Consider the following 23,766-nt stretch of genomic DNA (forward strand, 5'->3'; position numbering starts at 1 on the left):
CCGACTTCGGGTTTTCCGAGTCGGCCGCTGCACGCGCGCGGCATGCCACTATACCTCTTGCTGCGAAATGAGATCGATCAATTCGGCGCGCGAGTGGATGTCGAGCTTCACGTAGAGGCTTTTGATGTGCGATTTGACCGTGTTCTCGGAGACGAACAGCATTTCTGAGATGGTGTGGACGGTGCGTCCCTGCGCGAGGTGCTGCGTTATCTCGCGTTCGCGCGGCGTGAATCGATAGGAGTCGGCTAGCGCGTTGCACTTGAGTGCAAGAATGTCCAGTGGCTCCACGACAGCGGGAGGGCCTTGCGGCGAGAACGTTTCCTTGCGATTCTTGTCTTTCAGGATGAACAGCGAAATCATGGCGACGAGGTAGACGCCCACCAGCGCCACGGTTGTCAGCTGCAAGTCGTCGCGGCCCAGCGTGCCGGCGTTCAAGAAGGCGACGAGCGTACCTGCCAATCGCGAGACGTTGATGGCCAAAAGCGCAAGTGAGAAAACCATCGCGGAAGGAAGCTTGGTGTCGCGCACGGTGTCGGCGATCATGCACCAGACGATGAGGTTGGCGACGAGCGTGCCCAACTGGGCGCACGCGTTCGCCAATCCGCCGACGTCGTTCCACAGAAGCGGAAGCAGCAGGAATCCCGCTGCGCACAGAGGCAGCGCCACCTTGTAGATCGAGCTGAGCTCGGGTTGTTTCTTGACGAACAGCGCCGGCACGAGCAGTGCTATGACCACAACGGGCTGCGTGACGAGCGACGTCGTTTGGAACGTTGCAAGCGGTATTTCCTGCTGGGCGGGCATTTGCAGCATGAGCGCGCTGAGGAACGAGAGGATGGCCGTGCCCAGCACGGGTCGCCAGAGCGAGCCGACGGCGCTTTTGAAAACGGGTAGGGAAAACTCGTCGAGGGGCGCAGGGCTCGCATCGATGCCCGGTTTGGTCGCGATGACGGCGAGCAGGAACAGCGCGAGGGTTGCGGGCAGCACGAATATCGCTGGCAGCAAAACCAGCACAAGGTACACGCCGAGGCTGACGAGGGTCGAGAGCAGCACGAAGAGGTACACGTGCCTCAACGAGAGCGTGCTGCAATAGCGTCCCCACAGCAAGGTGGCGAGCGCATCTCCCAAGCCGAAAAACGCACCGGCGCACACCATCCAGGGGATGGTGGCCTCATCGGGTGCGAAAGAGGCAAACGTCAGGATCATCGCCACCACCAAAACCCCCACTGCTGCTCCCAGGCAGGCAAGTGCGAGCGTGACGGTGAGTTTGGGAAGCTTGCGGAGAGCCGCCAGCACCGAGGTTACGGCGTATGCCACTATGCGCGCGGTGATAATAGCCACGAGGAACAGCAACTCGGTGCGCCCCTCGATGGGACCCGTCGCTGCGGAGAACATCGTGGAGGGGTGGAACAGCGTGTATCCGAAAGCCAGGTAGGAAGCGTAACCGAGCGTAAGAATCAGGCCGCATGCGGTGGCATTGGGCACGCTGTTGAAAAAACGTCTCATATCCCTCCCCTGAACAAAGCAATATACCACACCGACGACTAGCGGGCATACTCACCTCTTTCGGGTGGATTCGCCTAGAGTCCAGCTTTGCGAAATTCACCACCCATGAGGTGAAGCAGCAGCCGGGCGAAGCGCGTAGGTTGGAGCGCGGAGGGTGCGGTGCAAGCCACTGCGCACAGCATATACAAGGAGAGGAGATTGCTGTGGAAAGCAAGATGAGTCGCCGAGCGTTTTTTGGATGGGGAGCAACTGCGGCGCTGGCAGCGGGGACGGCCATGGCCGGCTGCGCGCCTCAGCAGAGTCAAGGAGGGGGTTCGCAGGCGCAAGCGCAGGCCGCTTCGTCGGGGGCGGCCGCGTCGGCGGACGGGACGCCCGCCTTTCTCGTGAAGCCCGAGGTTCCCGCCAGCGTCGACGATGAGAAAAGCTGTGACGTTCTGATCCTGGGCCTGGGTCTTGCGGGCACGGCGGCTGCCAAGGCCGCAACCGACCAGGGGGCGAAGGTCATCGCAATCGAGAAGCAGCCCGAAGATTCGTACAGCGTCGTGTCGATGGCGGGCGACTGGGGAATCGTCGACTCGCAGGTTCAAAAGGATCTCGGCATCGTCTGGGCGCCGAAGGACGATATCGTCAACGAGATTGAAAAGGAATGCGGATGGCGCGCCGACGCATCCTTCTGGAGCTACTGGTACGATCACTCCGGGGAGGACTTCGATTGGTTTATCGAGGGCGCCGACTACGAGGTGCTCGACTCGAGCGCCCAGAACCTCGAGGACGGGTCTCACAAGCAGAACTACATTCGCCCGAAGGCGTTCCCGCCGCTTGAAGGATACGACTACAAGAAGGAGTACTATCCGTATTTCCACGGCTCCATCACGACGAATCCGAACATGGGATGGGCGTGCGAGGCAGCCCGCAACGCGGCGCTCGATGCGGGTATGGAGGTGTTGTACGGATCTACGGCCGAGCAGCTGATCGTGGAAGACGGCAAGGTAACCGGGGCGTACGCGAAGACCGCAGACGGCTCCTATGCGAAGGTGAATGCGAAATCGGTGGTCATCGCGTGCGGCGATTACGGCGCCAATCCGGACATGCGCCAGTACTACGCTCCCGAAACCGTGATCTTCGAAGGCGGCGTGAACACCGGCGATGGACAGCGTATGGGCATCTGGGCCGGCGGCCGCATGGAGCGCGGGCCGCACGCACCCACCACGCACCACATGGGCGGCGTGCTGGGCGTGGATAGCTTCTTGCAGCTGAACACGCGCGGCAAGCGCTTCATGAACGAAGACATTCCCGGTCAGAACATCACCGACGTGCTGGTGCGGCAGCCCGTGGCCCTCGATGCGGACGGGAGGGAGCAAGGCATCAAATCGTGGCAGATATTCGACAGCGCATGGCCCGAGCAGATAGGTTCCATGAACGACGGCCACGGATACATCAACCATTACGTCGCTCCCGAGGATGTGGATGCGTATGCAACCGTCCTGTCCGGCTTCAAGTTGGGGTACGTCACCGACCAGATGGTGGAGGAGCAGGCCACCTGCAAAGCCGACACCATCGAAGAGCTGGCGGAAAAGATGAAGCTGGATCCGGCCGTCGTCAAAGCCGAGATCGATCGGTACAACGAGCTGTGCCATCAGGGTCATGACGACGACTTCGGAAAGATGGCGTCGCGCATGTTCCCGGTGGAGAATCCGCCTTACTACGCGTGCTCTTTCGGGGTGGGCGGCATGCTCTACATCTTCGGCGGCTTGGAGTGCGATCTTGCGATGCACGTGCTCGATGACGAAGACAACCCGATCGAGGGGCTGTACGTGGCGGGCAACAGCATGGGACGCCGCTTCCTGGTGGAAAAGCCCGTGGTCGTCGCCGGATTGAGCCTGGCGACGGCGATGTCGTTCGGGCGTCTTGCCGGCACCAACGCAGCTCAGGGTATATAGCAGCTGTCGTATCCCGACGCGATTGCGTCGTCGGGTGCACGATATGCGAAAGACCGGTCGCCTCCCTCCCCGGCCGGTCTTTTCGCGTATCACCCGTTCGCCCCTCCGGGGCCTCTCCTGCCCCCTCCTGTGCGGGTGTTCTGCAATCGGGGCGTCTTCCGCTTGACATCTCCGCGCGCCGCACTAAAATCACGTGTTAGCACTCGAAGCCCGAGACTGCTAAAGGCGTTCCGATGGCTTGCCAGCCATCGGATCAGGCCGACGCTGCGGGTTCACGCTGCGCGCCATTTTGGCCCTTTCATGCTTGCCCTCACGTGCGGAAGCACGCTCGGCCGCATGACGAGCCACTATGGCACACAACGCGAGCCCTCGCTGACGTTGCGCCTACCTGCGGCGGGCACGTACAAGAAAAGGAGAGCGACGCCAACCATGCGCAAATTCAAAACCGAGAGCAAGAAGCTGCTCGACCTCATGATCAACTCCATCTACACGAACCGCGAGATCTTCCTGCGCGAGCTCATCTCGAACGCGTCGGACGCGGTGGACAAGCTGTACTTCCGCAGCCTCACCGACAAGGACGTCCAGCTGGGCAAGGACGAGCTGGGCATCCGCGTGTCGTTCGACAAGGACGCGCGCACCGTCACGGTCAGCGACAACGGCATCGGCATGACGAAGGACGAGCTCGACCGCAACCTGGGCACCATCGCGCACTCCGACAGCATGGAGTTCAAAGCCGAGAACTCCGACAGCCAGGGCGACGACGTGGACATCATCGGCCAGTTCGGCGTGGGCTTCTACTCCGCCTTCATGGTGGCGTCCAAGGTGCGCGTCGTGTCGAAGGCGTACGGCAGCGACGAGGCCTGGGCCTGGGAGAGCGACGGCGTCGAGGGCTACACCATCGAGGAGGCCGCGCGCGAGGGCCACGGCACCGACATCATCCTCACCATCAAGGACAATACCGACGAGGATAGCTACGACACGTTCCTCAGCGAGTTCGGCCTGAAGAACCTCATCAAGCGCTACAGCAACTACGTGCGCTACCCCGTGCAGATGGAAGTGTCGAAGACGCGCCAGAAGCCGAAGCCCGAGGACGCCGGCGACGACTATCGGCCGGAATACGAGGACTACACCGAGATCGACACCATCAACTCGATGATCCCCATCTGGAAGCGCAGCAAGTCGGAAGTCACCGACGAGGAGTACCACGAGTTCTACAAGACCGACTTCCACGACTTCACCGACCCGGCGCGCACGTTCAGCATCCACGCCGAGGGCGCGCTCAGCTACGACGCGCTGCTGTTCATCCCCGGCCGTGCGCCGTACGACCTGTACAGCAAGGACTTCAAGAAGGGCCTCGCGCTGTACAGCTCCAACGTGCTGATCATGGAGAAGTGCGAGGAGCTGCTGCCCGACCACTTTAACTTCGTGCGCGGCGTGGTGGACAGCCAGGACCTGCAGCTGAACATCAGCCGCGAGACGCTGCAGCACAACAGCCAGTTGCGCGCCATCGCGAAGAAGATCGAGAAGAAGATCACGTCCGAGCTGAAGAAGATGCGCGACAACGACCGCGAGGAGTACGAGAGGTTCTTCGAGAACTTCGGTCGCGGCCTGGAGTTCGGCATCTACAACAGCTACGGCTCGCTGAAGGACCAGCTGGCCGACCTGTTGCTGTTCTACTCGGCCAAGCAAGAGAAGCTGGTCACGCTGGACGAGTACCTGGCCTCCGCCCCGGCCGACCAGAAGGCCATCTACTACGCGGCGGGCGAGAGCATCGAGCGTCTGGGCAAGATGCCCATCGTGAAGACGGTTCTGGGGAAGGGCTACGACGTGCTGCTGTGCACGAAGGACGTCGACGAGTTCTGCTTCCAGGCGATGATGACGTACGGCGCGCCCGCGCCTGAGGGCGAGGAGGCACCGGAGCCGCTCGAGCTGAAGAACGTGGCGTCGGGCGACCTCGACCTGGCCTCCGAGGAGGAGAAGAAGGAAGCCGAGGAGACGACGAAGGACAACGAGGCCCTGTTCGCCGCCATGAAGGACGCGCTGGGCGACTCGGTGACGAAGGTGGCCGTGTCGTCGCGCCTGGAAGATGCGCCGGCGTGCATCACCGCGGCGGGCCCGGTGTCGCTCGAAATGGAGCGCATCATGGCGCAGATGCCCGACGGCGGCGACGGCATCAAGTCCGAGCGCGTGCTGGAAGTGAACGCGAAGCACGCGGTGTTCGACGTGCTGCGCGCGGCGCAGGAAGCCGGCGACGCCGACAAGGTGAAGCTGTACGCGGAGCTGCTGTACAACCAGGCGCTGCTGGTTGAGGGTCTGCCCATCGAGGACCCGGTAGCCTACGCGAACGCCGTGACGAAGCTGATGGCGTAACGCCGACGAAGGGGCGCTCGCGTTGGCGAGCGCCCCTTCGTTTTGCCGCGCGCGAACGGATGGCTCACGTGAAGCATCCGTTGCGGCGGGGGTTTAGCGCCGCGCGCCTACGGCGACGGCTCCTGTTGCTGCCGCTGCCGCTGCAACCGCGACGGCTCCGACGACTGCGGCGCCCGTGGGGTCGCCGGTGCGCGCGAGGGGCTTGCCGCCGGGGCCCGCGGCGGGGTCGGCGGCCGGTTCCGGCTCGGGCTGGGGCAGGGGCGTCGGCTCGGGGTCGGGACCGTCCTTGATCGCGATGCGGCCCTGACCGGCCAGGTTGGCATACTCGCTGCCGATCGTTCCCTTCAAATCGTACTGGATGTACTCGATGAGCGCCTTGTTGTCCAGGTCGAGCAGTACGGCCTCGTCGTTCTTGAACATGGTGAGGCCGTCGCCTCCTTCCACGATCAGATACGTGTGCGAAACCATCTTGTAGCGCCGGTTCACGTCAAGCGGCTCGCCGTTCACCATGACGTCGCGCACGCGGTACTCGCCGGTGACGCCGCCGAAGGTTCCGCCCGGCATCTGCACCGACGACGGAATGTCCGTGCGCACGGTGTACGTGAGGCCCGACACCTGCTGCAGGCCTCCGTTGGGGTCGGGGAGGTTTCGGGCGCCCGCTTCCAGAAGGTCGAGGATGTTCTGACCCAGCGTGTCCACGTAGCACAGCTGGTTGTTGTAGGGTTGCACGTCGATGAGGTCGCCGTACGTCACGTCGCCCGGCTCGATGTTGGCCCGAATGCCGCCGCCGTTGACGAACCCCACGTCGGCCATGACCCCGCCGTGCCAGGCCAGCGCCAGGTACGCGTCGGCCACGAAGTCGCCGAGGTTCGTCTCATGCGCACGCACGGCCCAGGTGTAATCGTCGTCCTCGAGCGCGACGAGCCGCACGTCCGATGTTCCGATGACGCGTTCCGTGATTTTCGCGAGCTCCGCTTGCAGGCCGACGATGTACGCGGCGGTCGCGGCATCGATGCCGTCCCACGTCTCGATGATGCTGGCGGTGCCGTTCGTCGTGGACGCGGTGACGGTTTTGGCATAGTCCGACGCGTACGCGGTGATGGTGTCGGTCGCCGGGTTGATCACCACCTGGCCGATACCCACCAGCTGGGTGCCCGTTTGCGTGACCAGCACCGGCTGGCCGTTCTTGTTGAGCGGCGTCTGCGCGTACAGCTCGTGCGAGTGCCCGTCGATCACCACGTCGATGCCGCTCGTGTTCGCCACCACGGACGTGCTGGTCCAGCGCGCGGTCACGCCCTTTTGGCCCAGGTGCGCCAGCGCCACCACGTAGTCGGCCCCGTCGGCGCGCGCCTGATCGACGGCGCGCTGCACGGCATCGTACAGCTTCAAGCCGGAGTCGTCTTCGCAGAAGCCGTAGATGTACGTTCCGCTCTCGTCCTGAAAGCTGACGGGGGAGGACTTCGTCAGCGTTTCGGGCGTGCAGATGCCCAGGAACGCGACCTTCTTCTTGCCGTCGCCCGTGCCGTATTCGCGCATGGTGTACGCGTCGAACATGAGGTTCCCCGTGCGGAGGTCGGTGAAGTTGCACGAGAGGTACTTCGCCTTCGCGCGGGCGACCAGCGTGTTGAACTGGGTCATCCCGTAGTCGAACTCGTGGTTGCCCGGGATGGCGAAATCGTAGCCGCACTTGTTCATGATGTCGATGAGGTACTCGCCGTTCGTCAGCGTGCCCATGGCCTTGCCCTGCACGGCGTCGCCCGCGTCCACGAGGGCGACGTTGTCGGCCCCGTACGTGGAGCGCATGGTGTCGACGTAGTTCACGAGCTTCGCGTACCCCAGGTTCTCGTCCACGGCGCAGTGCACGTCGTTCGTGTGGACGATGACGATGGGCGCGTCGCCCGCCGCCGCAGCCGTTTCGTCGGCGAAGGCGCGCCGGGCCGGCAGCGCGAGCGAGGCAAGCGCCACGGCGGACAACGTGCAGAACGATCGGCGGGATAGACGGTGGGGAGCTGGCAGGTTCGTCATGGGGCCTCCTCGGAACGTACGCGAAAACGCGGTTCTCTCAGTATACCGTGTGCGACGCGTGTGCCGGAATCCCCGATTTTGCACGGTTGCACCCGTTGTTCGTCGGCTATACTCGGCGCATGGACCAGCCCCGCACCTACACCACATCGCGCATCGCGAGCGCCGTCGGCGTGCATCCGAACACGGTGCGCCTCTACGAGCGCATCGGGTTCATCACCGCGCCTGGGCGCCGCCCGAACGGCTATCGCGTATTCACCGAGCTTCACCTGCTGCAAGTGCAGCTCGTGCGCGCCGCGCTCAACGTGGAGCTTGTGCAGAACGGGTTGCGCCGGGGGGTGCTCGCCATCGTCGATGCGATGGCGCATCAATCGTACGACGAAGCGATCGTCCTGGCCAAGCAGCGCATCGGCCACCTGCGCCGCGAGCGCGCCGCCGCCGAGGACGCCCTGCGCCACGTGCGCGACCTGTTGACGTCTGCCGATGGCCCTGCCCGCACCGAGCCGCTCATGCTGACGCGCAAGGAGGCGGCCGACCACCTCGACACCACCATCGACGCGCTGCGCAACTGGGAGATGAACGGCCTGCTGCAGGTTAAGCGCAAGCAGAACGGCTATCGCGTGTACAGCGCCGCCGACCTCAACCGCCTGGCCATCATCCGCGCGCTGCGTGCTGCCAACTACTCGCTGGCCGCCATTCTGCGGCTGCTCGACGCGCTCGATCGCGATGCGGCCGCCGACATCGAGCACGTGCTTGATCATCCTGACCCCGATGACGACATCCTGTCGGTGTGCGACCGCTTGCTCACGTCGCTCGATGCGGCCGAGCGCAACGCCTTCGAGATGATCGCGCTTCTCGTGCGCATGAAAAATCTCACCTGAACAAACCCTCCACTTTGCCACCAGAGTTGGCGCGTCTTCTAGTATCTTCGGCGACCGAAAGATTGGAGGACGTATGAACGACGGAGTACACGTGCGCGACCTGGTGAAATCGTACGGAGGCGTGCTCGCGGTGGACGGGATCGGCTTCGACGTGGCCGCCGGTGAGACGTTCGGGCTGCTGGGGGCGAACGGGGCGGGGAAGACCACGACGCTCGAATGCCTGTTGGGTGTGAACCGCCCCGACGCGGGAAGCGCGACGATTTTGGGAATGGATCCGCACGCGCGGCGCAAGGAGCTGTTCCAGCGGGTGGGCGTGCAGTTTCAGGAGGCGCGCTATCAGGATAAGATCACGGTGGACGAGCTGTGCCGCGCCACGCGGGCGCTGTACCGCGAAGCCGACGATCCGGCTGATCTGCTGGCGCGATTCGGCCTGACGGAGGTGCGCAAGCAGGCCGTCGAGTCGCTGTCGGGCGGCCAACGCCAGCGCCTGTTCGTGGTGCTGGCCCTCATCCCGCGTCCCGAGGTGGTGTTCCTCGACGAACTGACCACGGGGCTCGACGTGAAGGCGCGCCGCGACGTATGGAACCTGCTGGACGAGATGCGCCAACAGGGTATGACCATCGTGCTGACCAGCCACTTCATGGACGAAGTGGAAGCGCTGTGCGATCGGGTCGCCATCCTGCGCAGGGGGCGCATCGTGTTTTCCGGCACGGTGGCCGAGGCTGTGGCGTCCGGTCCGTTCGCCAGCTTCGAGGACGCGTACCTCGCGTACGCCGAGCCCGACGAGCCCGACGAAACCGCCGCGATCGCCGCATCCGGCGCTGCAACCGCAACCCCTCATTCCGCCGAAGGAGGCGCCCATGAAAGCCTTTAGCACCCTGTTCGGGGTCGAGTTCCGCCTGTCGCTGCGCGACATGAACATGCCCATCTTCGCCGTGATCATGCCCGTGGTGGTGATGCTGGTCGTCGGCATGATGTTCGGCGGCCAGCCGGCCTACGAGGGCGCGGGCTACACGTTCATGGCACAGTCGGTGGGCGCGGTGTCGGCCATCGCCATCTGCGCCGGCGGCGCGATGGGCCTGCCGCTCGTGGTGTCGAACTACCGGTACCGCAAGATTCTCAAGCGCTACTTCGTGACGCCCATCAGCGTGTACACCATTCTGGCGGTGCAGGTGGCCATCTATACCGTGTACGCGCTGATCTCCGCCGTGCTCGTGTTCGGAGTGGCCGCGCTGTTCTTCGGGTACGCGTTCGCCGGGTCGTGGCCGGCGTTCGTCGGGTCGTACATGCTGGTGCTGGCGGCCATGCTGGCGCTCGGCATGATGGTGGGCGGTCTCGCGCCGAACGAGAAGATCGCCGGCGTGCTGGCCAGCGTGCTGTACTTCCCTATGCTGCTGCTGTCGGGGACGACGCTCCCCTACGAGATGATGCCCACGGCCGTGCAGCGCGTGGCCGACCTGCTGCCGCTCACCCAGGGCGTGAAGCTGCTGAAGGCGACGTCGCTCGGGCTGCCCATCGACCAGGCCATCGTGCCCGTGGTGATCATGGTGGTGTGGGCCGCGGTGTGCACGGCGATCGCCGTGCGCTTCTTCAAGTGGGAGTAGCTAGCGAGCGAGCCGCGCGAGGTTCCAGCTGACGAGCTCGGTGATCAGCTGGCGATCCACGGGTTTGTCCAGCGGGAGCTGGATGGCGCCTTTCGACGTGCGGTACCCCGCGAGGCGGTCGGCGAGCGCGTCGATCGCCTCGGCCCCCGGGTACAGCCCGATGTGGTGCTTGAACGCGGCGAAGTGGATGAGGTTCTTCCCCTGCCAGAACGTGGGCATGCGCCAGGATATCTTCTCGATGGCATCCGGGGCGGCGGCGCGAATCGTGGCGCGGATCTCGTTGAGCATGGGCCGCACGTCGCCGGGCTGCGCGGCGATGTACGCGTCGATTTCATCGGGCATGGCGAATCCTTTCGCGCAGATGGGCGTCGCAGATGGGACGCGGGATGACAACGCGGTATCATGAACGTGCAATCAAACCGAGCGTCAGGAGGCTTGTATGGTCGATGCGATATTCAAGCGGGCGAGCGTGCGGAGGTTCGCGGAAGACTTCGTGACCGACGACGAGGCGCGGGCGCTGCTGCGCGCCGCGATGGCCGCGCCGTCGGCGGGGAACCAGCAGCCGTGGGAGTTCTACGTGGTGCGCGACGCCGCGACGTTGGAAAAGCTGTCGGCCACGACGCCGTACGCGAAGGCGGCCGCCAAGGCCCCCTGCGCCATCGTGGCGTGCGCCCGCACCGAGGGCCTGCGCTTCCCGGAATGCGTGCCGCAAGACATGAGCGCCGCCATCGAGAACCTGCTGCTGGAAGCGGTTGACCTGGGCCTGGGCGCGGTGTGGATGGGGGTGGCGCCGGAGGTCGATCTGGTGGCTGCCGTCGTCGAGGTGCTCGACGTGCCCGTGGGGCTGGAGCCGTTCGCCATCATCGTCTGCGGCATTCCAGCCGATGAGTCGGCGCCGAAGGGCAAAGACCGCTTCGACGAGCAACGCATCCACTGGGTGAGCTAGCGTGCGCTTCCACGCGAAGCGTTGAGTGGAAAATTCGCGATTCAGGCGGTTTCTGCTAAAAATTTCAACTTGTGAACGGAATATGAGCTGTATTCGATACAGGCGTTAGAAAACTCCCTGGTCACTATTTTCGCTGCATCGAAAATTCGTTCACAAGTTGATTTTTTTAGCAGAAACGAGCGATGGCGCGGAGCGAATCGCCCGCCGCGCGCGCGACCGGGCGCGCGCGGCGTCACCCGGTCGCTCGTCGCCGCGCTACTCCACCACGCGGGCGCGGGCGTATTCCTGCGCGTCGGCGATGTAGGCTTCCTGCGAGTGCTCGATGTTGCGCGCCACCGTGTCGGCGTCGAGCGTGCGGATCACCTTGCCGGGCACGCCCACCACCAGCGAGCACGGCGGGATCACCGCGCGCTCCTTCACCAGCGCGCCGGCCGCGATCATCGACCCGCGGCCGATCACGGCGCCGTTCATCACCGTGGCGTGCATGCCCACGGTCACGTCGTCCTCGATGGTGGCGCCGTGCACGATGGCGTTGTGGCCCACCGACACGCGATCGCCCAGCGTGACGGGGCAGTCGTAGTCGCTGTGCAGCATGGCGTTGTCCTGCACGTTGCTGTTCGCGCCGATGCGGATGGGCGCCACCTCGGCGCGGATCACCGCGCTGAACCACACCGAGCTGCCCTCGGCCATCACCACGTCGCCGCAGATGGCGGCGTTCGGCGCGATGTACGCCGCGCGCTCCACGTCGGGAAACATCCCCTTGAATTCAACGAGCATGCCAGTCCTTTCCTTCAGTTTGCCCGTCCAGTATCCCGAAACCCCCAACGCCGCACATCGCAAGTTCCATGCGATTCTCGCCGCCAAGGCGGTTACGCGTTCGCCACGGGCGGGCGACGGCGGGGGCGTGGGCGGTGGGGGCGCGGGCGGGTGCGCTATGGTCGCAGGACGATAGGCCGATAGGCTCGGCGACCTTGCGCGGAAAGAAGGCTCCCATGTTCGACGATCTCAAGGGCAAGACGGTGGTGGTGACGGGCAGCTCGAAGGGGCTGGGCGCGGCCATGGCGCGGCGCTTCGGTGCCGAGGGCATGAACGTGGTGACGAACTACCGCTCCGACGAGGAGGGCGCGCGCGAGACGGTGCGGGCCATCGAGGAGGCGGGCGGCGCGGCCGCCGCGATACGCTCGGACGTGAGCAAGGCCGAATGCGTGGAAGCGCTGTACGACGCGGCGATGTTCTCGTTTGGCGGCATCGACATCTGGGTGAACAACGCGGGCATCGAGGAGGGCGCGCCGTCCGACCAGAAGAGCATCGAGGCGTGGCAGCGCGTGCTCGACGTGAACCTCACCGGCGTGTTCGCCGGCTGCCGCTGCGCCATCAACCACTTCCTCGAGCATGACATGCCCGGCACCATCATCAACCTGTCGTCCGTGCACGAGGTGATTCCCTGGCCGCACTTCGCCGATTACGCAGCCAGCAAGGCGGGCGTCGGCATGCTGACGAAGACGCTGGCGCTCGAGTACGCCGACCGCGGCATCCGCGTGAACGCCATCGCGCCCGGCGCCATGAACACGCCCATCAACGCGCAGAAGCTGGCCGATCCCGAGCAGCGCGCCGCCACCGAGCGGCTCATCCCGATGGGATACGTGGGCGCGCCCGAAGACGTGGCCGCCGCCGCGGCGTGGATCGCGTCCGACCAGGCGCGCTACGTGACCGGAACCACGCTGTTCGTGGACGGCGGCATGACGCTGTACCCGGGCTTCCAGTTCGGGGAGGGCTGAGGTCGCGCCAGCAGATCGGGGCTTCGTGGCAGGTTTTGCGAGATTTTCGTCATAGGAGGCTCCGAATTTCGCCTGCAGCGCTTGGCTCGGTTCGGTGCTCCTGCATTTCCGCTGGTCAAAGCGCTGCGTCGAATGTGAGGGTTCCATCGATGCTCGAACTATGACGAAAATCTCGCAAAACCTGCCACGAAATCGATTGTCCCTGCCGTCCGCTCGTGCCGCATCCTGCGGATTCGGCGCTACCCCGCCTTCACCGCGCCTTTGTCGCAGCGGTTGCCCCAGGAGTCGATGATCGTTCCGTCGCGGTACACGCAGATGATCTCGCAGTGGTTCGCACACTTCTGGCACTCCACCTCGCGGGTGGCGAACTCGAACGTGCGCAGCGCGTCGAAGTCGAACTCCTCAGCCCCTGCGCCGGAGCCGCCGCCCGCGCCCGCGCCCGTGCTCCGCGGCGCGGCCTCGGCCGCCAGCAGCGCCACGCCGAACGCGCCCATGAGGTGGCCGTCCTCGTCAACTGTGACGTCCATCCCCAGCTCGTCGCGGAACGCCTGCACCACGCCGGCGTTCTTGCTCACGCCGCCCTGGAACACCACGGGCGCGGCGATCTGCTTGCCCTTGCCCACGTTGTTGAGGTAGTTCGTGGCCACGGCGCGGCACAGCCCCGCGATGATGTCCTCGCGCGCGTAGCCCACCTGGATCTTGTGCACGAGGTCGCTCTCCGCGAACACGGTGCAGCGCGCGGCGATGTTCGCCGGCTTCTTCGAGGTCAGCGCGATGTCGCCGAACTCCTCCACCTCCACGCCCAGGCGGTGCGCCTGGCTCGACAAGAACGCGCCCGTGCCCGCGGCGCACAGCGTGTTCATGGCGTAGTCCACGGCGATGCCGTTCTCCACGCAGATGATCTTCGAGTCCTGCCCGCCGATCTCCAAAATGGTGCGCACGTCGGGATGGAGGAACGTCGTGCCCACGGCATGCGCCGTGATCTCGTTCTTCACCACGGTGGCGCCGCACATGGCGCCCACCAGCCGTCGTGCGCTGCCCGTGGTTCCCGTGGCCCGCACGCGCACTTTGTCGCGATCCACCTGCGACCCCAGGTCGGCCACCACGCGGCGCGCGGCGTCGGCGGGGTTGCCCTCGGTCCACAGGTACGTGCGCGCGATGATGCGCCGATCGGCGTCGATGATCACGCCCTTCGTGGAAATCGACCCGATGTCGATGCCCAGGTAGCATTCCGTTCGCCCTGACGGGGCGAACGGAGCTCCCGACGCTGCGGCGCGTTCTGGCACCGAACCTTGCCGCTCCAAGCCCTCCTCACTATGCGCCCGCTCGGGCGCGACAACAGTTTTCGAACAAGCCACTGGCTTGTTCGACATCGGTCTTTCGCGGCAATCTTCGGCACCGGAACGCCCCTCGCTGACGTTGCCGGTCAGGCGGGTCTTCTCCTGCTCCGTCATCCGATCTTCTCCTTCTTCATGGCGATCATGTCGTAAAACGCTTCGAGGCGCGTGTCGAGCCCCGTGTCGCTCGTCTGCGAATCGTAGCTGAGGTACAGCATGGGCACGCCGGTGTCGCGGCTGATGCGCTGCAGCACGGGCATGCAGTCCACCTCGGGCGTGCAGCCCGACGACTTGAGGTGCACGATGCCGTCGAACCCCTCCTGCGCGTAGCGCAGCGCCGCCGCGATGGTCATGCTCGACGTGGGCCCCATGTCGTAGCGCACGTATTCGGAAATGCTCGCGCGCAGGTTCTTCTCGTTGTAGCGCAGGTTGCGGTTCGTCATGTTGAGCGCGCGGTGCAGCTCCACGCCCATGTCGAGGAACTTGCGCTCCAGGTCCAGGTTGCTTGCGGGGTCGGCCGCCGTGAAGTACTCGCCCACGATGCCCACGCGCAGCGGCCGCGCAGGGCGCCGCAGCGGCAGCGCCCGCAGCGCATCGAGGCCGGCGCGCTGCGCTTCGGCGATATCGCGCTCGTTCGAGGCGCCGCGCATGTCGGCGAAGTACGTCTCCCGTGCGCGTTCGAACGACCCGTGCTCGGCCTCGAAGCCGGCGTTCGCCAGATAGAAGTCGTTCACTTCGTCCAGGTTCTCGATCATCTTGAACACGGCCAGCATGTTGCGCACGCCGTGCGGCACCGACAGGTCGGGGTTCACCTTCTTCTTGCACACCGAGACGTACTCGGTCAGCGGCTTGCCGGTGAGCATGGCGAAGTTCAGCATGTCGAACTCGTAGCCCATGTCGCGCAGGATGGACTGCTGCAGCTCACCGTAGTACCCCAGGCGGCAGGGCCCCGCGAACTGCACGAGCACGTCCGCGCCCAGCTCAAGCGCCTCGATGTAGTCGCCCAGGATGTGCTTGAACGGCGCGCACACCGTGTCGCTGGAATGGCGCGAGCCCAGCTCGATGGTGCGCTTCGTCGGCTTCGGCAGCGTGACGAAATCGGCGTCCAGCACGTTCTCGACGAAGAACTTGAACGCGATATCGTAGTAGCTGTAACGGAAGAACGCCACGCGGGTGCGGGCGTGCCGATCGCGTTTCGCGCGTTTCTTCTTCGGCAAGGCGGGCAGCAGTTTGAACGGGCCGCGCTCGGTGCCCACCACCACGCGGACGCCGCGCGCCTCCTCCTCGCTGTCGGTGTGCAGCGGGTTGACCACGTCGCGTTTCGTATCACGCGCCAACGTAGCCCCCTTTCTTCTGGTAGCGCAGGATGTCGACGAAGCTCTCCACGCGCGTCTCGAGGCCGGCGGTGCCGCTCTGCGCGTCGATGGTGAGGTTGAGCACGGGACGTCCCTGGATGCAGCGCACGATGGCGTCGTCGGTCATGGAGTCGGGGCCGCACGGGAAGGCGCTGACCAGCACGATGCCGTCCACCCGGTCGTGCAGCTGCGTGATGGCGCCCACCAGCTCGCGGCTGACGATCCACGGGAGCGTGTCGGAAAAGTCGAAGCTGGCCTTCAGCGCGCGTTCGCGGTCGGCCTCGTCGGCGAACAGCACCTCGGCGTTCATGTGCTCGAGCATGTCCACCAGCGCGCCTCCCATGAACGCGTCGTGCGCGATGTAGGGGTGCGCCGCCAACAGGATGCCCAGGGGTGCGTCCTCGGGCCGCCGGGCCGCCGCCCGCGCGGCGTCGAGGCGCGCCAACGTGCGGGTCTGCCCCAGCAGGGCGGCGCGTTCGGCCTGCTCCTGCGCGCGCGAGGCCGCCTTCCAGGCGCGCTTCGCCTCGCGCGGACCGGCGAAACGCTCGGTGGCCAACGCGATGAGCGCATCCTTCATGCCCTTGTGTTCTTCAACTTCGTTGACCAGGCACGACACCAGCTCGATGCGCTTGTCGGCGAACGTGTTGGCCACGAGGTCGGGCAGCGCTTGGAACTTCGTGCAGAACCCGCGCCGGCGCCCCACGTTGGCGATGCTCGGCACGAACACCGCGTCGCAGCGATCGGTTTCCACGAGCGACGCCACATGGCCGAGGTAGATTTTCGAAGCGAGGCAGCATTCGTCGTTCGACAGCGCGTCCCCGCGCGCCACGGTGCTGCGGTCGGTGGGGTCGCTGACCACCACGTCGCACCCCAGCTCCTCGAAGAACGCCGTCCACAGCGTGCCGTAGCGGTAGTGCAGCAGCGCGCGCGGCATGCCGATGCGGCGCGGCGAGCCGTCGGCGGCGGTGCGGAGAGGGAAGCCGGGGGATGCCATGCGTGCTCCTTTTCACGTGCGATTGATGCCCTTCGAAGCTTACACCAACCGGCTCGCTTCGCGGCAAGGTGCGTGCAAGTGACACGCATATTTCAAGCGCGCAAGAGGCGCGACGGTGCGCGGGAGTTCTCGCTTGTCAAACGGTTGTTCAAAAGATAGTTGAACGGAACGCGTCTCGGATGGAATAACGCATGGGAGGGGTAGAATTTCCGAAATGAAATGTGCTCCATAAGCCCTGAGGTAGACTTTTTTGAATATCAAACAAATCAGATATTTCGTCGCTGTATTCCAGGATGGCAGCCTGTCGGCAGCCGCCAAGGAGCAGTACGTAACCGTGCAAGCGGTTTCAAAAGCTATCGCGGACCTCGAGCGAGAATTGAAGAACGAATTGTTCGTGCGCGAAAGCCGCGGCGTGCATCCCACGCCGTTCGGCAAGGCCTTCTACGCCAAGGCCGAGCCCGTGCTGCGCGACTTCGACGAGCTGGAGGCATTTGCTCACAACCGGCGCGCGGAGGGCGTCTCCTCTTTAAGACTGGGGCTGTGCACGCCCCCGTTCTACGGACATGAGCAGGCGCGTGCCAGCATAGCCTCTTTCATCGGCAAGGGTATGAACATCGAAACATCCGTGAGCCTGGAGACGGGATCGCGCGGTGCGAGCGCCCTGCACGCGGGCCGTCTCGACGCGCTCATCATGGTGGGCCTGTTCAACCACCCCGAGTTCGACTGCATAACCATCGGCAAGGTCATGCCGGGCGTGGTGATGGCGCGTGCCCACCCGCTCGCGCAGAACAAGACGGTGACGTTGGCCGACATCCGTCCCTACCCGGTTGCGGTCTCGGAGCATTTCGACACCTTCAACGAGTCCATCGTGTCGGTGTACCGGTCGCGCGGCGTGGACATCCGCTTCTGCCCGACCGCCCCGGAGCGCTTCGACGCGTTCATCACGAAGGAGAACGGGCTGTCGTTCGCGGTGGGCATTCCGGCGCTCGGCCAGCTGCATCCCGGCACCGACATGAAGCTCATCGCGCCGGAAGACGCCGTCGCCATCCCCATCTGCATGGTCAGCCTCAAGAACAACAAAGCGCCTGCGTACCTGGCCCTCGAGCGCTGGCTGATCAACGAGCGCATGCTCATGGGAACCGATCCCGTGAAGCGCTTCGTGACGGCAACCGCTGCGGCGCGCTTGAAGAAGTAGCGCCGGCGCGCGCTGGGCTGAACCCTCGGGCCGTTCCCGAGCCTTCCGAGCTTTTGACGTTTCCCGAGCCTGCAGGCTCCTCGAAGCCCTGCCGAATCCCCAAACCCCCAAACTCCCTCGAATCCTCCCGAACTCCCAAGCCTCCCGTCTCGCTCGAAAAGCCCCTGAATCGCGAAGAGGCCCCCGAACGTGCAGTTCGGGGGCCTCTTTCCGGTGCGCGGCTGCGTCCGGGCGACGCAGCCGCGCGGCTGTGCAAGCGGTTACGCCGCTTTCTTGTTCTTGAACGCGATCCAGATGCCGGCTGCGCAGGCGGCGCCCACGAGCGGGCCCACGATGAACACCCACACCTGGGACAACGCGGTCATATCGCCGTTGAAGGCCATCATGAGGGCGGGGCCGAAGCTGCGCGCGGGGTTCACGGACGTGCCCGTCAGCGGGATGCCCATGATGTGCACGAAGGTCAGCGTGAGGCCGATGATGATGCCGGCGAACGGAGCCGTCTTCTCGTCGGCCGTGGAGCCCAGCACCGACAGCACGAAGATGCAGGTGAGGATGATCTCGACGATCACCGCGCCCACGACGGAGATGCCCACGGCCGACGCGGCCTCGTAGCCGTCGCAGCCGAGGCCCGTAACCAGCACGCCGCCGAGGTCGCACATGCTGATGATGAGCGCCAGCACGGCCGCAGCGATGATGCCGCCGATGAACTGGGCCACCCAGTAGCCGATGAGGTCCTTGGCCGACAGGCGCTTGTCGAGGAACAGGCCGAACGAGACGGCCGGGTTGATGTGGCAGCCGGATACGTTGCCGATAACGAATGCCATCGCAACGATGGACAGGCCGAACGCCATTGCGATGCCCAGTGTGCCCAGCGTGGCGCCGGCAACCGCAGCGCTGCCGCAGCCGAACAGCGTCAGCACGAAGGTGCCGAAGCATTCTGCCGCATACTTCTTCATAGGTGAAACTTCCATGTATCCTCCTGGTGGTCTATCTCCAACGGAGCGCGGCGCCCTTCCCACGGCGTCGCGCTCCGCTTCTCGTCTGTGCAGCGCGCAATGCGCGGGGCGTGGCTACTTCGCCGCGCCGATACGGCAGATGGTGCTGCCGCACACGGGGCACGTGCCCTTCGTGATGGGCTTGCCGTTCTTCGTGGTGCCCTCCACGGGATCCTTCATTTCCTTCTTCTCTTTGCACTTCATGCAATACGCTTCAATGGCCATAACGGTGTTCCTTTCTCGTGGCGACGAATCGCGCGCTGCGCGCCCACCGGCGCGACAGGGCGTGCGAAAGCACACGGTTGTCGCGTGGGGAATTCGTCGTAGTAGTGCGAAGCGATAAACATAGTCTGCTGAGAGAAAGCCCATGTCAATACCCTTAAATATTAAGTTGAGGCCTCGACGCAGATAAGAAAAAAGAGTATATCGCACCCCCTTCCGCCGCGCGTTCTCGCGGCGTGGAAGGGGGTGCGTGTGGAGGCGCGGCGCGGGGCGGGGGCCCTGGGGCGGGCTGGTGCACTGGCACGGGGCGGGCCCTCGGGCGGGCTGGTGCCCTGGCGCGGCGCGGGGCCCTGGGGCGGGCTGGTGCCCGCCCTCGTCGTTACTGCTGCAGGTTCTCCGGCGTGAACAGGTTGTTGAACGCCTCGGTCATGGACGGATGCGAGAACACGGCGCTTTGCAGCACGGAGGCGGGGATGCGCGCGTCCATGACCAGCTTCACGGTGTTCACCAGCTCCTGGGCGTCTTCGCAGAACAGGTCCATGCCCAGCACCACGTTGGAGTCCGCGTCCACCACGGCCTTCATGAGGCCCACCGGATCGCGCAGGATGTGCGCCTGCGAGATGCCTTCGGCCGGCAGCGCGTACACGTTCACGGCGTGGCCGGCTTCGCGCGCCTCGTCCGCGGTCATGCCCACGCGCGCGAACGGCGGGTGCACGAACGTACAGTAGGGGATGGCGCCGCGGTTCTTCGTGGTGCGCGAGCCGTCGCCCAGGAGGTCGGACGCGACGATGCGGAAGTCGTCGTAGGCGATGTAGGTGAACTGCATGCCGCCCGTCACGTCGCCCATGGCCCAGACGTTGTCGGCCGTGGTGCGCAGATGCTCGTCCACCTTGATGCCGCCGCGTTCGGTGAGATCGACGCCGGCGGCTTCCAGGTTGAGGCCCGCCGTGTTCGGCGTGCGGCCGATGGCGACGAGCGCTGCGTGGGCGGGGTAGCGCTTCTCCTCGCCGTTCACCTGGGCGAACACCAGCACTTGATCGTGCTCGTCGTCGATGCTCGTCACGTCGGCGTTGTACACGATGGTGACGCCGCGGTCCTCGAGGCTTTTCCGCACGGCTTCGGCCGTTTCCGGGTCTTCGTGCGAGAGGATGGCGTCGCCGTCTTGCAGGATGGTCACCTGCGCGCCGAAGTCGGTGTAGAACGAGGCGAACTCGAGGCCCACGTAGCCGCCGCCGATGATGACGAGCTGGCGCGGAAGCGCGCGCAGGTCGATGAGCGAGCTGCTGACGAACACGCGCGGGCTGTCCACGCCGGGGATGGAGGGCAGCTTCGGCAGCGATCCGGTGTCGATGAACACGCGCTTCGCCTCGATATCGCGCGTGCCGCTTGCCGTGGAAACGCGCAGGTGGGAAGCGTCCACGAACGACGCGCGACCGTCGATGACGCTGACGTTCGACCGGTCGGCCAGCGCGTGGTAGTTGCGCATCCGCGAGGCGGTGCGCAGCTCGTCCATGTCGTCGACCGCGGCGGTATAGCGCTCCTCGCGCTGGGTGATGGGGCCGCCGATGGCGGCCGAGAGGCGCGCCGATTCCACGAGGGACTTCGTGGGGATGCAGGCGTTGTTCACGCAGGCGCCGCCGTACATGGTGTCGGACTGCTCCACGACCGCGATGTTCTGACCTGCGTCGGCAAGCGCACCGCCCAGGGCGCGGCCCGCCGTTCCAAACCCGATGATCGCTGCGTCGAACTGTTCCATGGTCGTCCTTTCGTCAGAGTTGCAGCTGCGCGCCGAAGCCCGCCGCGACGCCTCATGGTACCGTGCGCGCCACCTCGACGGGCGACGGCCGGCGATCCGCGCGGAAGCGGTCATGAAAGCGTTTGCAAGTTGTTTCCCCGCTCGCGCGGAAAGCCCTATACTGGAGGTAGGACGTTTTCAGGCGGCGCACCGCGCCCGCCGCGACCGAGAGGAGGCCCACCATGGCCGTTGACAAGTTGCTCGTGGCGTTCGACGAATCCGAGGGCGCCGACCGCGCGCTCCACATGGCCGCCAGCCTGGCCGCAGTGAATCCCGAAGCGCACGTGGACATCGTGTACGTGGTGCCCATCCCGCTGCTCGACGAGACGCAGATGGCGAACTTCAAGGACATTCTCGACATGATGATCTCCGACGGCGAGGACCTGCTTGCCGAGGCGGAGCAGAAGATGGGCGAGGAGGTTGCCGCGCGCACCGATTCGCTGCTGCTGACCGGCACGAACCCCGCCACCGAGATCGTCAAGCTGATCGACCAGCGCGACTACGACCTGCTCGTTGTGGGCAACCGCGGCCTGAGCGGGCTCAAGGAATACATGGGCAGCGTCAGCCACAAGCTGCTGCACGCATCCCCTATCCCCGTGCTCATCGCGAAGTAGTCTGCTGCCGCGCTGCGGCATGCGCCGAATCGACGAAGGCCCCGGATTTCCGGGGCCTTCGCATGGTTCACGTGAAGCGCGTGTTCGCGGCGTTTAGCGAACGGCGGCGAACAGGTCGTTGAAGGCTTCGCTCATGGTGGGGTGCGTGTAGATGGCGTCGCGCAGCGTTTGATACGGCAGCCCGGCGTCGATGGCCAGCTTCGCCGTGTTGATCATCTCGTACGACTCCTCGCAGAACAGGTGCACGCCCAGCAGGCGGTCGGTGTCGGCGTCCACGACGGCCTTCAGCAGGCCGACGGGCTTGCCCAGCAGCTGCGCCTTCGGGATGGCCGCCGCCGGAAGCTCGGCCACGTTCACGGCGAAGCCCGCGTCGCGCGCCTCCTGCTCGGTCATGCCCACGCGCGAGAACGGCGGGTCGAGGAACACGCTGTAGGGCACGGCGCCGCGGTTCTCGGTGGTGCGTGCGCCGTCGCCCAGCAGGTCGTCCTTCACGATGCGGAAGTCGTCGAGCGAGATATAGGTGAACTGCAGGCCGCCCACGACGTCGCCCATCGCGTGGATGTTCGGCGCGGTGGTGCGCAGGTGCTTGTCGGCGCGCACGGCGCCGCGTTCGGTGAGCTCCACGCCGGCGGCGTCGAGCGCGAGACCCTCCACGTTGGGGCGGCGGCCCGTGGCCACGAGCACGGCGTCGGCCGGGATGCGCTCCTCGGTGCCGGCGACCTCGACGACGACGGCGTCCTGTGCGGCTTCGCGGTCGATGCGCACGACGCGCGCGCTCCGCACGACGCGAATGCCGCGGTTCTCAAGGCTGGCCAGCACCGATGCGGCGATGGCGGCGTCTTCGCGCGGGATGAACTCCTCGGTGTCCTGCACGACGGTCACTTGCGAGCCGAAGTTCGCGTACAGGGAGGCGAACTCGAGGCCGATGTAGCCGCCGCCGATGATCACGAAGCGCTCCGGTAGGTCGCGCAGGTCGAGCAGCGTCTCGCTGACGAACACGCGCGGGCTGTCGATGCCGGGGATGGGTGGCACGAAGGGACGCGCGCCGGTGTTGATGAAGATGCGGTCGGCTTCGATCTGCTCGGGTGCGGCTGCGGTGGCGCCGTCTGCGGCGTCGGTTGTGGCGTCGGCCGCTGCTGCGGGCTCGATGGCGAGGTGCGTCGCGTCCACGAACGAGGCGCGGCCGTCGATGACGTCGACGTTCGGCAGGTCGGCGATCTTGTGGTAGTTCTTGCCGCGCAGCATGCCGGTCACGCGATCCTTCTCGTCGATGGCGGCGGCATAGCGCGCGGCGCGTTCGGCGAACGTGCCGCCCTGCGCCTGCGACAGCGCGGCGGCGTGCACGAGGGTCTTCGTGGGGATGCAGGCCACGTTGATGCAGGTGCCGCCGTACATGCGCGGCGACTGCTCGATCACGGCGACGTCCTTGCCCGCGGCCGCCAGCGCGCCGGCCAGGGTCTTCCCGCCTTTTCCGAAGCCGATGATGGCTGCATCGTAGTGTTTCATGAGGGTTCCTTTCCGAGGGAAGTGCGGTCCCCGTGCGTCTTCCGAGGTTCGTGCGCGTTCCGATAGCTTGCAAGCGGGAAGTATTTGCCCATACCTGTCCACGTGTCAGTATTCTGTCGGAGCGCGCACGGGCCTCGTAAGACCCGCGCGTGATGCTGTTTTGGTTACTTCGACTACTTCGGCTGGTCGCCGGTGACCTTGTCGCCGGTCCAGTCGACGATGCCGCCCATGTCGTTGACGTGCTGGTAGCCCAGCTCGACCAGCTTATCGGAGGCCTGCTTGCTGCGCACGCCCGTGCGGCAGTACACGATGAGGTCGGCGTCCGTATCGGCGAGCTCGGCCGGCTTGTCGGCGCCGATGTTCTCCACAGGGATGTTGATGGCGCCGGGGACGTGGCCCTCGGCGTACTCCTGCGCGGTGCGCACGTCCACGATGGTGGGGGAGCCGGCATCCATCATAACCTGGGCCTCATCGGCGGTGATCTTGGTGTACGCGCTGGTGGACGGGGCGGTGCTGGAGCCGCTCGCGTTCATCGACGCGTCCTCGGACTCTGCGGGTGCGCTCGAGCAGGCCGCCAGGGCGAGGGCCCCCGTCAGCGCCAGTGCCACGACGGCTACCAAGCGACCGCGCATCTTCGTGCGAGCTTTCATGATGTTCCCCGTCTCTCGAAATGTAATTCTGTCTTGTACAGTTGGTAACTGTAACACTA

General features: G+C 65.5%; 21 protein-coding genes. 9 read left to right on the forward strand and 12 right to left on the reverse strand.

Features of this window, described 5'->3' with window-relative positions:
- Positions 1–48 precede the first annotated feature (48 nt).
- Positions 49–1,350: a response regulator transcription factor gene (locus tag GS424_RS01085; RefSeq protein WP_193666532.1), complete on the reverse strand. Its 1,302-nt coding sequence runs from the start codon at positions 1,348–1,350 to the stop codon at positions 49–51.
- A 356-nt stretch (positions 1,351–1,706) separates the two neighbouring features.
- On the opposite strand from GS424_RS01085, the gene GS424_RS01090 reads away from it, so the two are divergent.
- Together GS424_RS01090 and htpG are read left to right on the forward strand one after the other, a co-directional pair.
- Positions 1,707–3,443, forward strand: a complete 1,737-nt coding sequence (locus tag GS424_RS01090; RefSeq protein WP_244977632.1) for an FAD-dependent oxidoreductase — start codon at positions 1,707–1,709, stop codon at positions 3,441–3,443.
- A gap of 429 nt (positions 3,444–3,872) precedes the next feature.
- Positions 3,873–5,813, forward strand: a complete 1,941-nt coding sequence (htpG, locus tag GS424_RS01095) for a molecular chaperone HtpG (protein WP_160942134.1) — start codon at positions 3,873–3,875, stop codon at positions 5,811–5,813.
- A gap of 93 nt (positions 5,814–5,906) precedes the next feature.
- On the opposite strand, the gene GS424_RS01100 is transcribed toward htpG, so the two are convergent.
- Entirely contained in the window at positions 5,907–7,838 is a 1,932-nt protein-coding gene (locus tag GS424_RS01100) for a bifunctional metallophosphatase/5'-nucleotidase (protein WP_160942133.1), read from the reverse strand.
- Between the two features lie 119 nt (positions 7,839–7,957).
- Between GS424_RS01100 and GS424_RS01105 the strand changes: the two genes are divergently transcribed.
- The 3 genes from GS424_RS01105 to GS424_RS01115 all read left to right on the forward strand — a co-directional run bounded on the left by GS424_RS01105 (position 7,958) and on the right by GS424_RS01115 (position 10,320).
- Positions 7,958–8,716, forward strand: a complete 759-nt coding sequence (locus tag GS424_RS01105; RefSeq protein ID WP_160942132.1) for a MerR family transcriptional regulator — start codon at positions 7,958–7,960, stop codon at positions 8,714–8,716.
- Between the two features lie 73 nt (positions 8,717–8,789).
- On the forward strand, positions 8,790–9,590 hold the full coding sequence (locus GS424_RS01110; RefSeq protein WP_160942131.1) for an ABC transporter ATP-binding protein: 801 nt from the start codon (positions 8,790–8,792) through the stop codon (positions 9,588–9,590).
- Entirely contained in the window at positions 9,577–10,320 is a 744-nt protein-coding gene (locus GS424_RS01115; protein ID WP_160942130.1) for an ABC transporter permease, read from the forward strand. Before GS424_RS01110 ends, GS424_RS01115 begins: the two co-directional genes overlap by 14 nt.
- Here the strand turns inward: GS424_RS01115 and GS424_RS01120 are convergent, their stop codons facing one another.
- Positions 10,321–10,662: an iron chaperone gene (locus GS424_RS01120; protein WP_160942129.1), complete on the reverse strand. Its 342-nt coding sequence runs from the start codon at positions 10,660–10,662 to the stop codon at positions 10,321–10,323. It lies immediately after the preceding gene.
- Positions 10,663–10,759: 97 nt separating this feature from the next.
- On the opposite strand from GS424_RS01120, the gene GS424_RS01125 reads away from it, so the two are divergent.
- Positions 10,760–11,266, forward strand: coding sequence for a nitroreductase family protein (locus GS424_RS01125; RefSeq protein WP_160942128.1), 507 nt, complete (start codon positions 10,760–10,762; stop codon positions 11,264–11,266).
- A 255-nt stretch (positions 11,267–11,521) separates the two neighbouring features.
- On the opposite strand, the gene GS424_RS01130 is transcribed toward GS424_RS01125, so the two are convergent.
- Positions 11,522–12,043, reverse strand: coding sequence for a gamma carbonic anhydrase family protein (locus tag GS424_RS01130; RefSeq protein WP_160942127.1), 522 nt, complete (start codon positions 12,041–12,043; stop codon positions 11,522–11,524).
- 215 nt (positions 12,044–12,258) lie between these two features.
- On the opposite strand from GS424_RS01130, the gene GS424_RS01135 reads away from it, so the two are divergent.
- Positions 12,259–13,044, forward strand: a complete 786-nt coding sequence (locus tag GS424_RS01135) for a glucose 1-dehydrogenase (RefSeq protein WP_160942126.1) — start codon at positions 12,259–12,261, stop codon at positions 13,042–13,044.
- A gap of 239 nt (positions 13,045–13,283) precedes the next feature.
- Here the strand turns inward: GS424_RS01135 and GS424_RS01140 are convergent, their stop codons facing one another.
- The 3 genes from GS424_RS01140 to GS424_RS01150 all read right to left on the reverse strand — a co-directional run bounded on the left by GS424_RS01140 (position 13,284) and on the right by GS424_RS01150 (position 16,730).
- The gene (locus GS424_RS01140) at positions 13,284–14,348 is read right to left on the reverse strand and encodes an acyl-CoA dehydratase activase (RefSeq protein ID WP_244977633.1); all 1,065 of its coding nucleotides are present in this window, start codon (positions 14,346–14,348) and stop codon (positions 13,284–13,286) included.
- Positions 14,349–14,494: 146 nt separating this feature from the next.
- Positions 14,495–15,718, reverse strand: coding sequence for a 2-hydroxyacyl-CoA dehydratase (locus tag GS424_RS01145; protein WP_160942125.1), 1,224 nt, complete (start codon positions 15,716–15,718; stop codon positions 14,495–14,497).
- Positions 15,708–16,730 (reverse strand): acyl-CoA dehydratase activase-related protein, encoded by a 1,023-nt coding sequence (locus GS424_RS01150; RefSeq protein ID WP_160942124.1) that lies wholly within the window; start codon positions 16,728–16,730, stop codon positions 15,708–15,710. The genes GS424_RS01145 and GS424_RS01150 overlap by 11 nt, the downstream gene beginning before the upstream one ends.
- A 250-nt stretch (positions 16,731–16,980) precedes the next feature.
- Here GS424_RS01150 and GS424_RS01155 point away from each other — a divergent pair, with 250 nt between their 5' ends.
- Positions 16,981–17,925, forward strand: coding sequence for a LysR family transcriptional regulator (locus tag GS424_RS01155; RefSeq protein ID WP_160942123.1), 945 nt, complete (start codon positions 16,981–16,983; stop codon positions 17,923–17,925).
- A 260-nt stretch (positions 17,926–18,185) separates the two neighbouring features.
- Here GS424_RS01155 and GS424_RS01160 read toward each other — a convergent pair whose 3' ends face one another.
- From GS424_RS01160 to GS424_RS01170, 3 genes are all read right to left on the reverse strand, one after another.
- Positions 18,186–18,896 carry an aquaporin gene (locus GS424_RS01160; protein WP_160942122.1) on the reverse strand — a complete coding sequence of 237 codons (711 nt, stop codon included), beginning with the start codon at positions 18,894–18,896 and terminating at the stop codon, positions 18,186–18,188.
- Positions 18,897–18,995: 99 nt separating this feature from the next.
- On the reverse strand, positions 18,996–19,145 hold the full coding sequence (locus tag GS424_RS01165; RefSeq protein ID WP_170139530.1) for a DUF5679 domain-containing protein: 150 nt from the start codon (positions 19,143–19,145) through the stop codon (positions 18,996–18,998).
- A 376-nt stretch (positions 19,146–19,521) separates the two neighbouring features.
- Positions 19,522–20,898 carry an FAD-dependent oxidoreductase gene (locus tag GS424_RS01170; RefSeq protein ID WP_160942121.1) on the reverse strand — a complete coding sequence of 459 codons (1,377 nt, stop codon included), beginning with the start codon at positions 20,896–20,898 and terminating at the stop codon, positions 19,522–19,524.
- Positions 20,899–21,119: 221 nt separating this feature from the next.
- Here GS424_RS01170 and GS424_RS01175 point away from each other — a divergent pair, with 221 nt between their 5' ends.
- On the forward strand, positions 21,120–21,551 hold the full coding sequence (locus tag GS424_RS01175) for a universal stress protein (protein WP_154333325.1): 432 nt from the start codon (positions 21,120–21,122) through the stop codon (positions 21,549–21,551).
- A 93-nt stretch (positions 21,552–21,644) separates the two neighbouring features.
- Here the strand turns inward: GS424_RS01175 and GS424_RS01180 are convergent, their stop codons facing one another.
- Positions 21,645–23,057, reverse strand: coding sequence for an FAD-dependent oxidoreductase (locus GS424_RS01180; protein ID WP_160942120.1), 1,413 nt, complete (start codon positions 23,055–23,057; stop codon positions 21,645–21,647).
- Between the two features lie 173 nt (positions 23,058–23,230).
- Positions 23,231–23,707, reverse strand: coding sequence for a rhodanese-like domain-containing protein (locus tag GS424_RS01185; protein ID WP_160942119.1), 477 nt, complete (start codon positions 23,705–23,707; stop codon positions 23,231–23,233).
- Between the last annotated feature and the right edge of the window lie 59 nt (positions 23,708–23,766).

Origin of the sequence: Eggerthella guodeyinii (assembly GCF_009834925.2) — a bacterium.
In the GTDB taxonomy this organism is placed as follows: Bacteria; Actinomycetota; Coriobacteriia; order Coriobacteriales; family Eggerthellaceae; genus Eggerthella; species Eggerthella guodeyinii.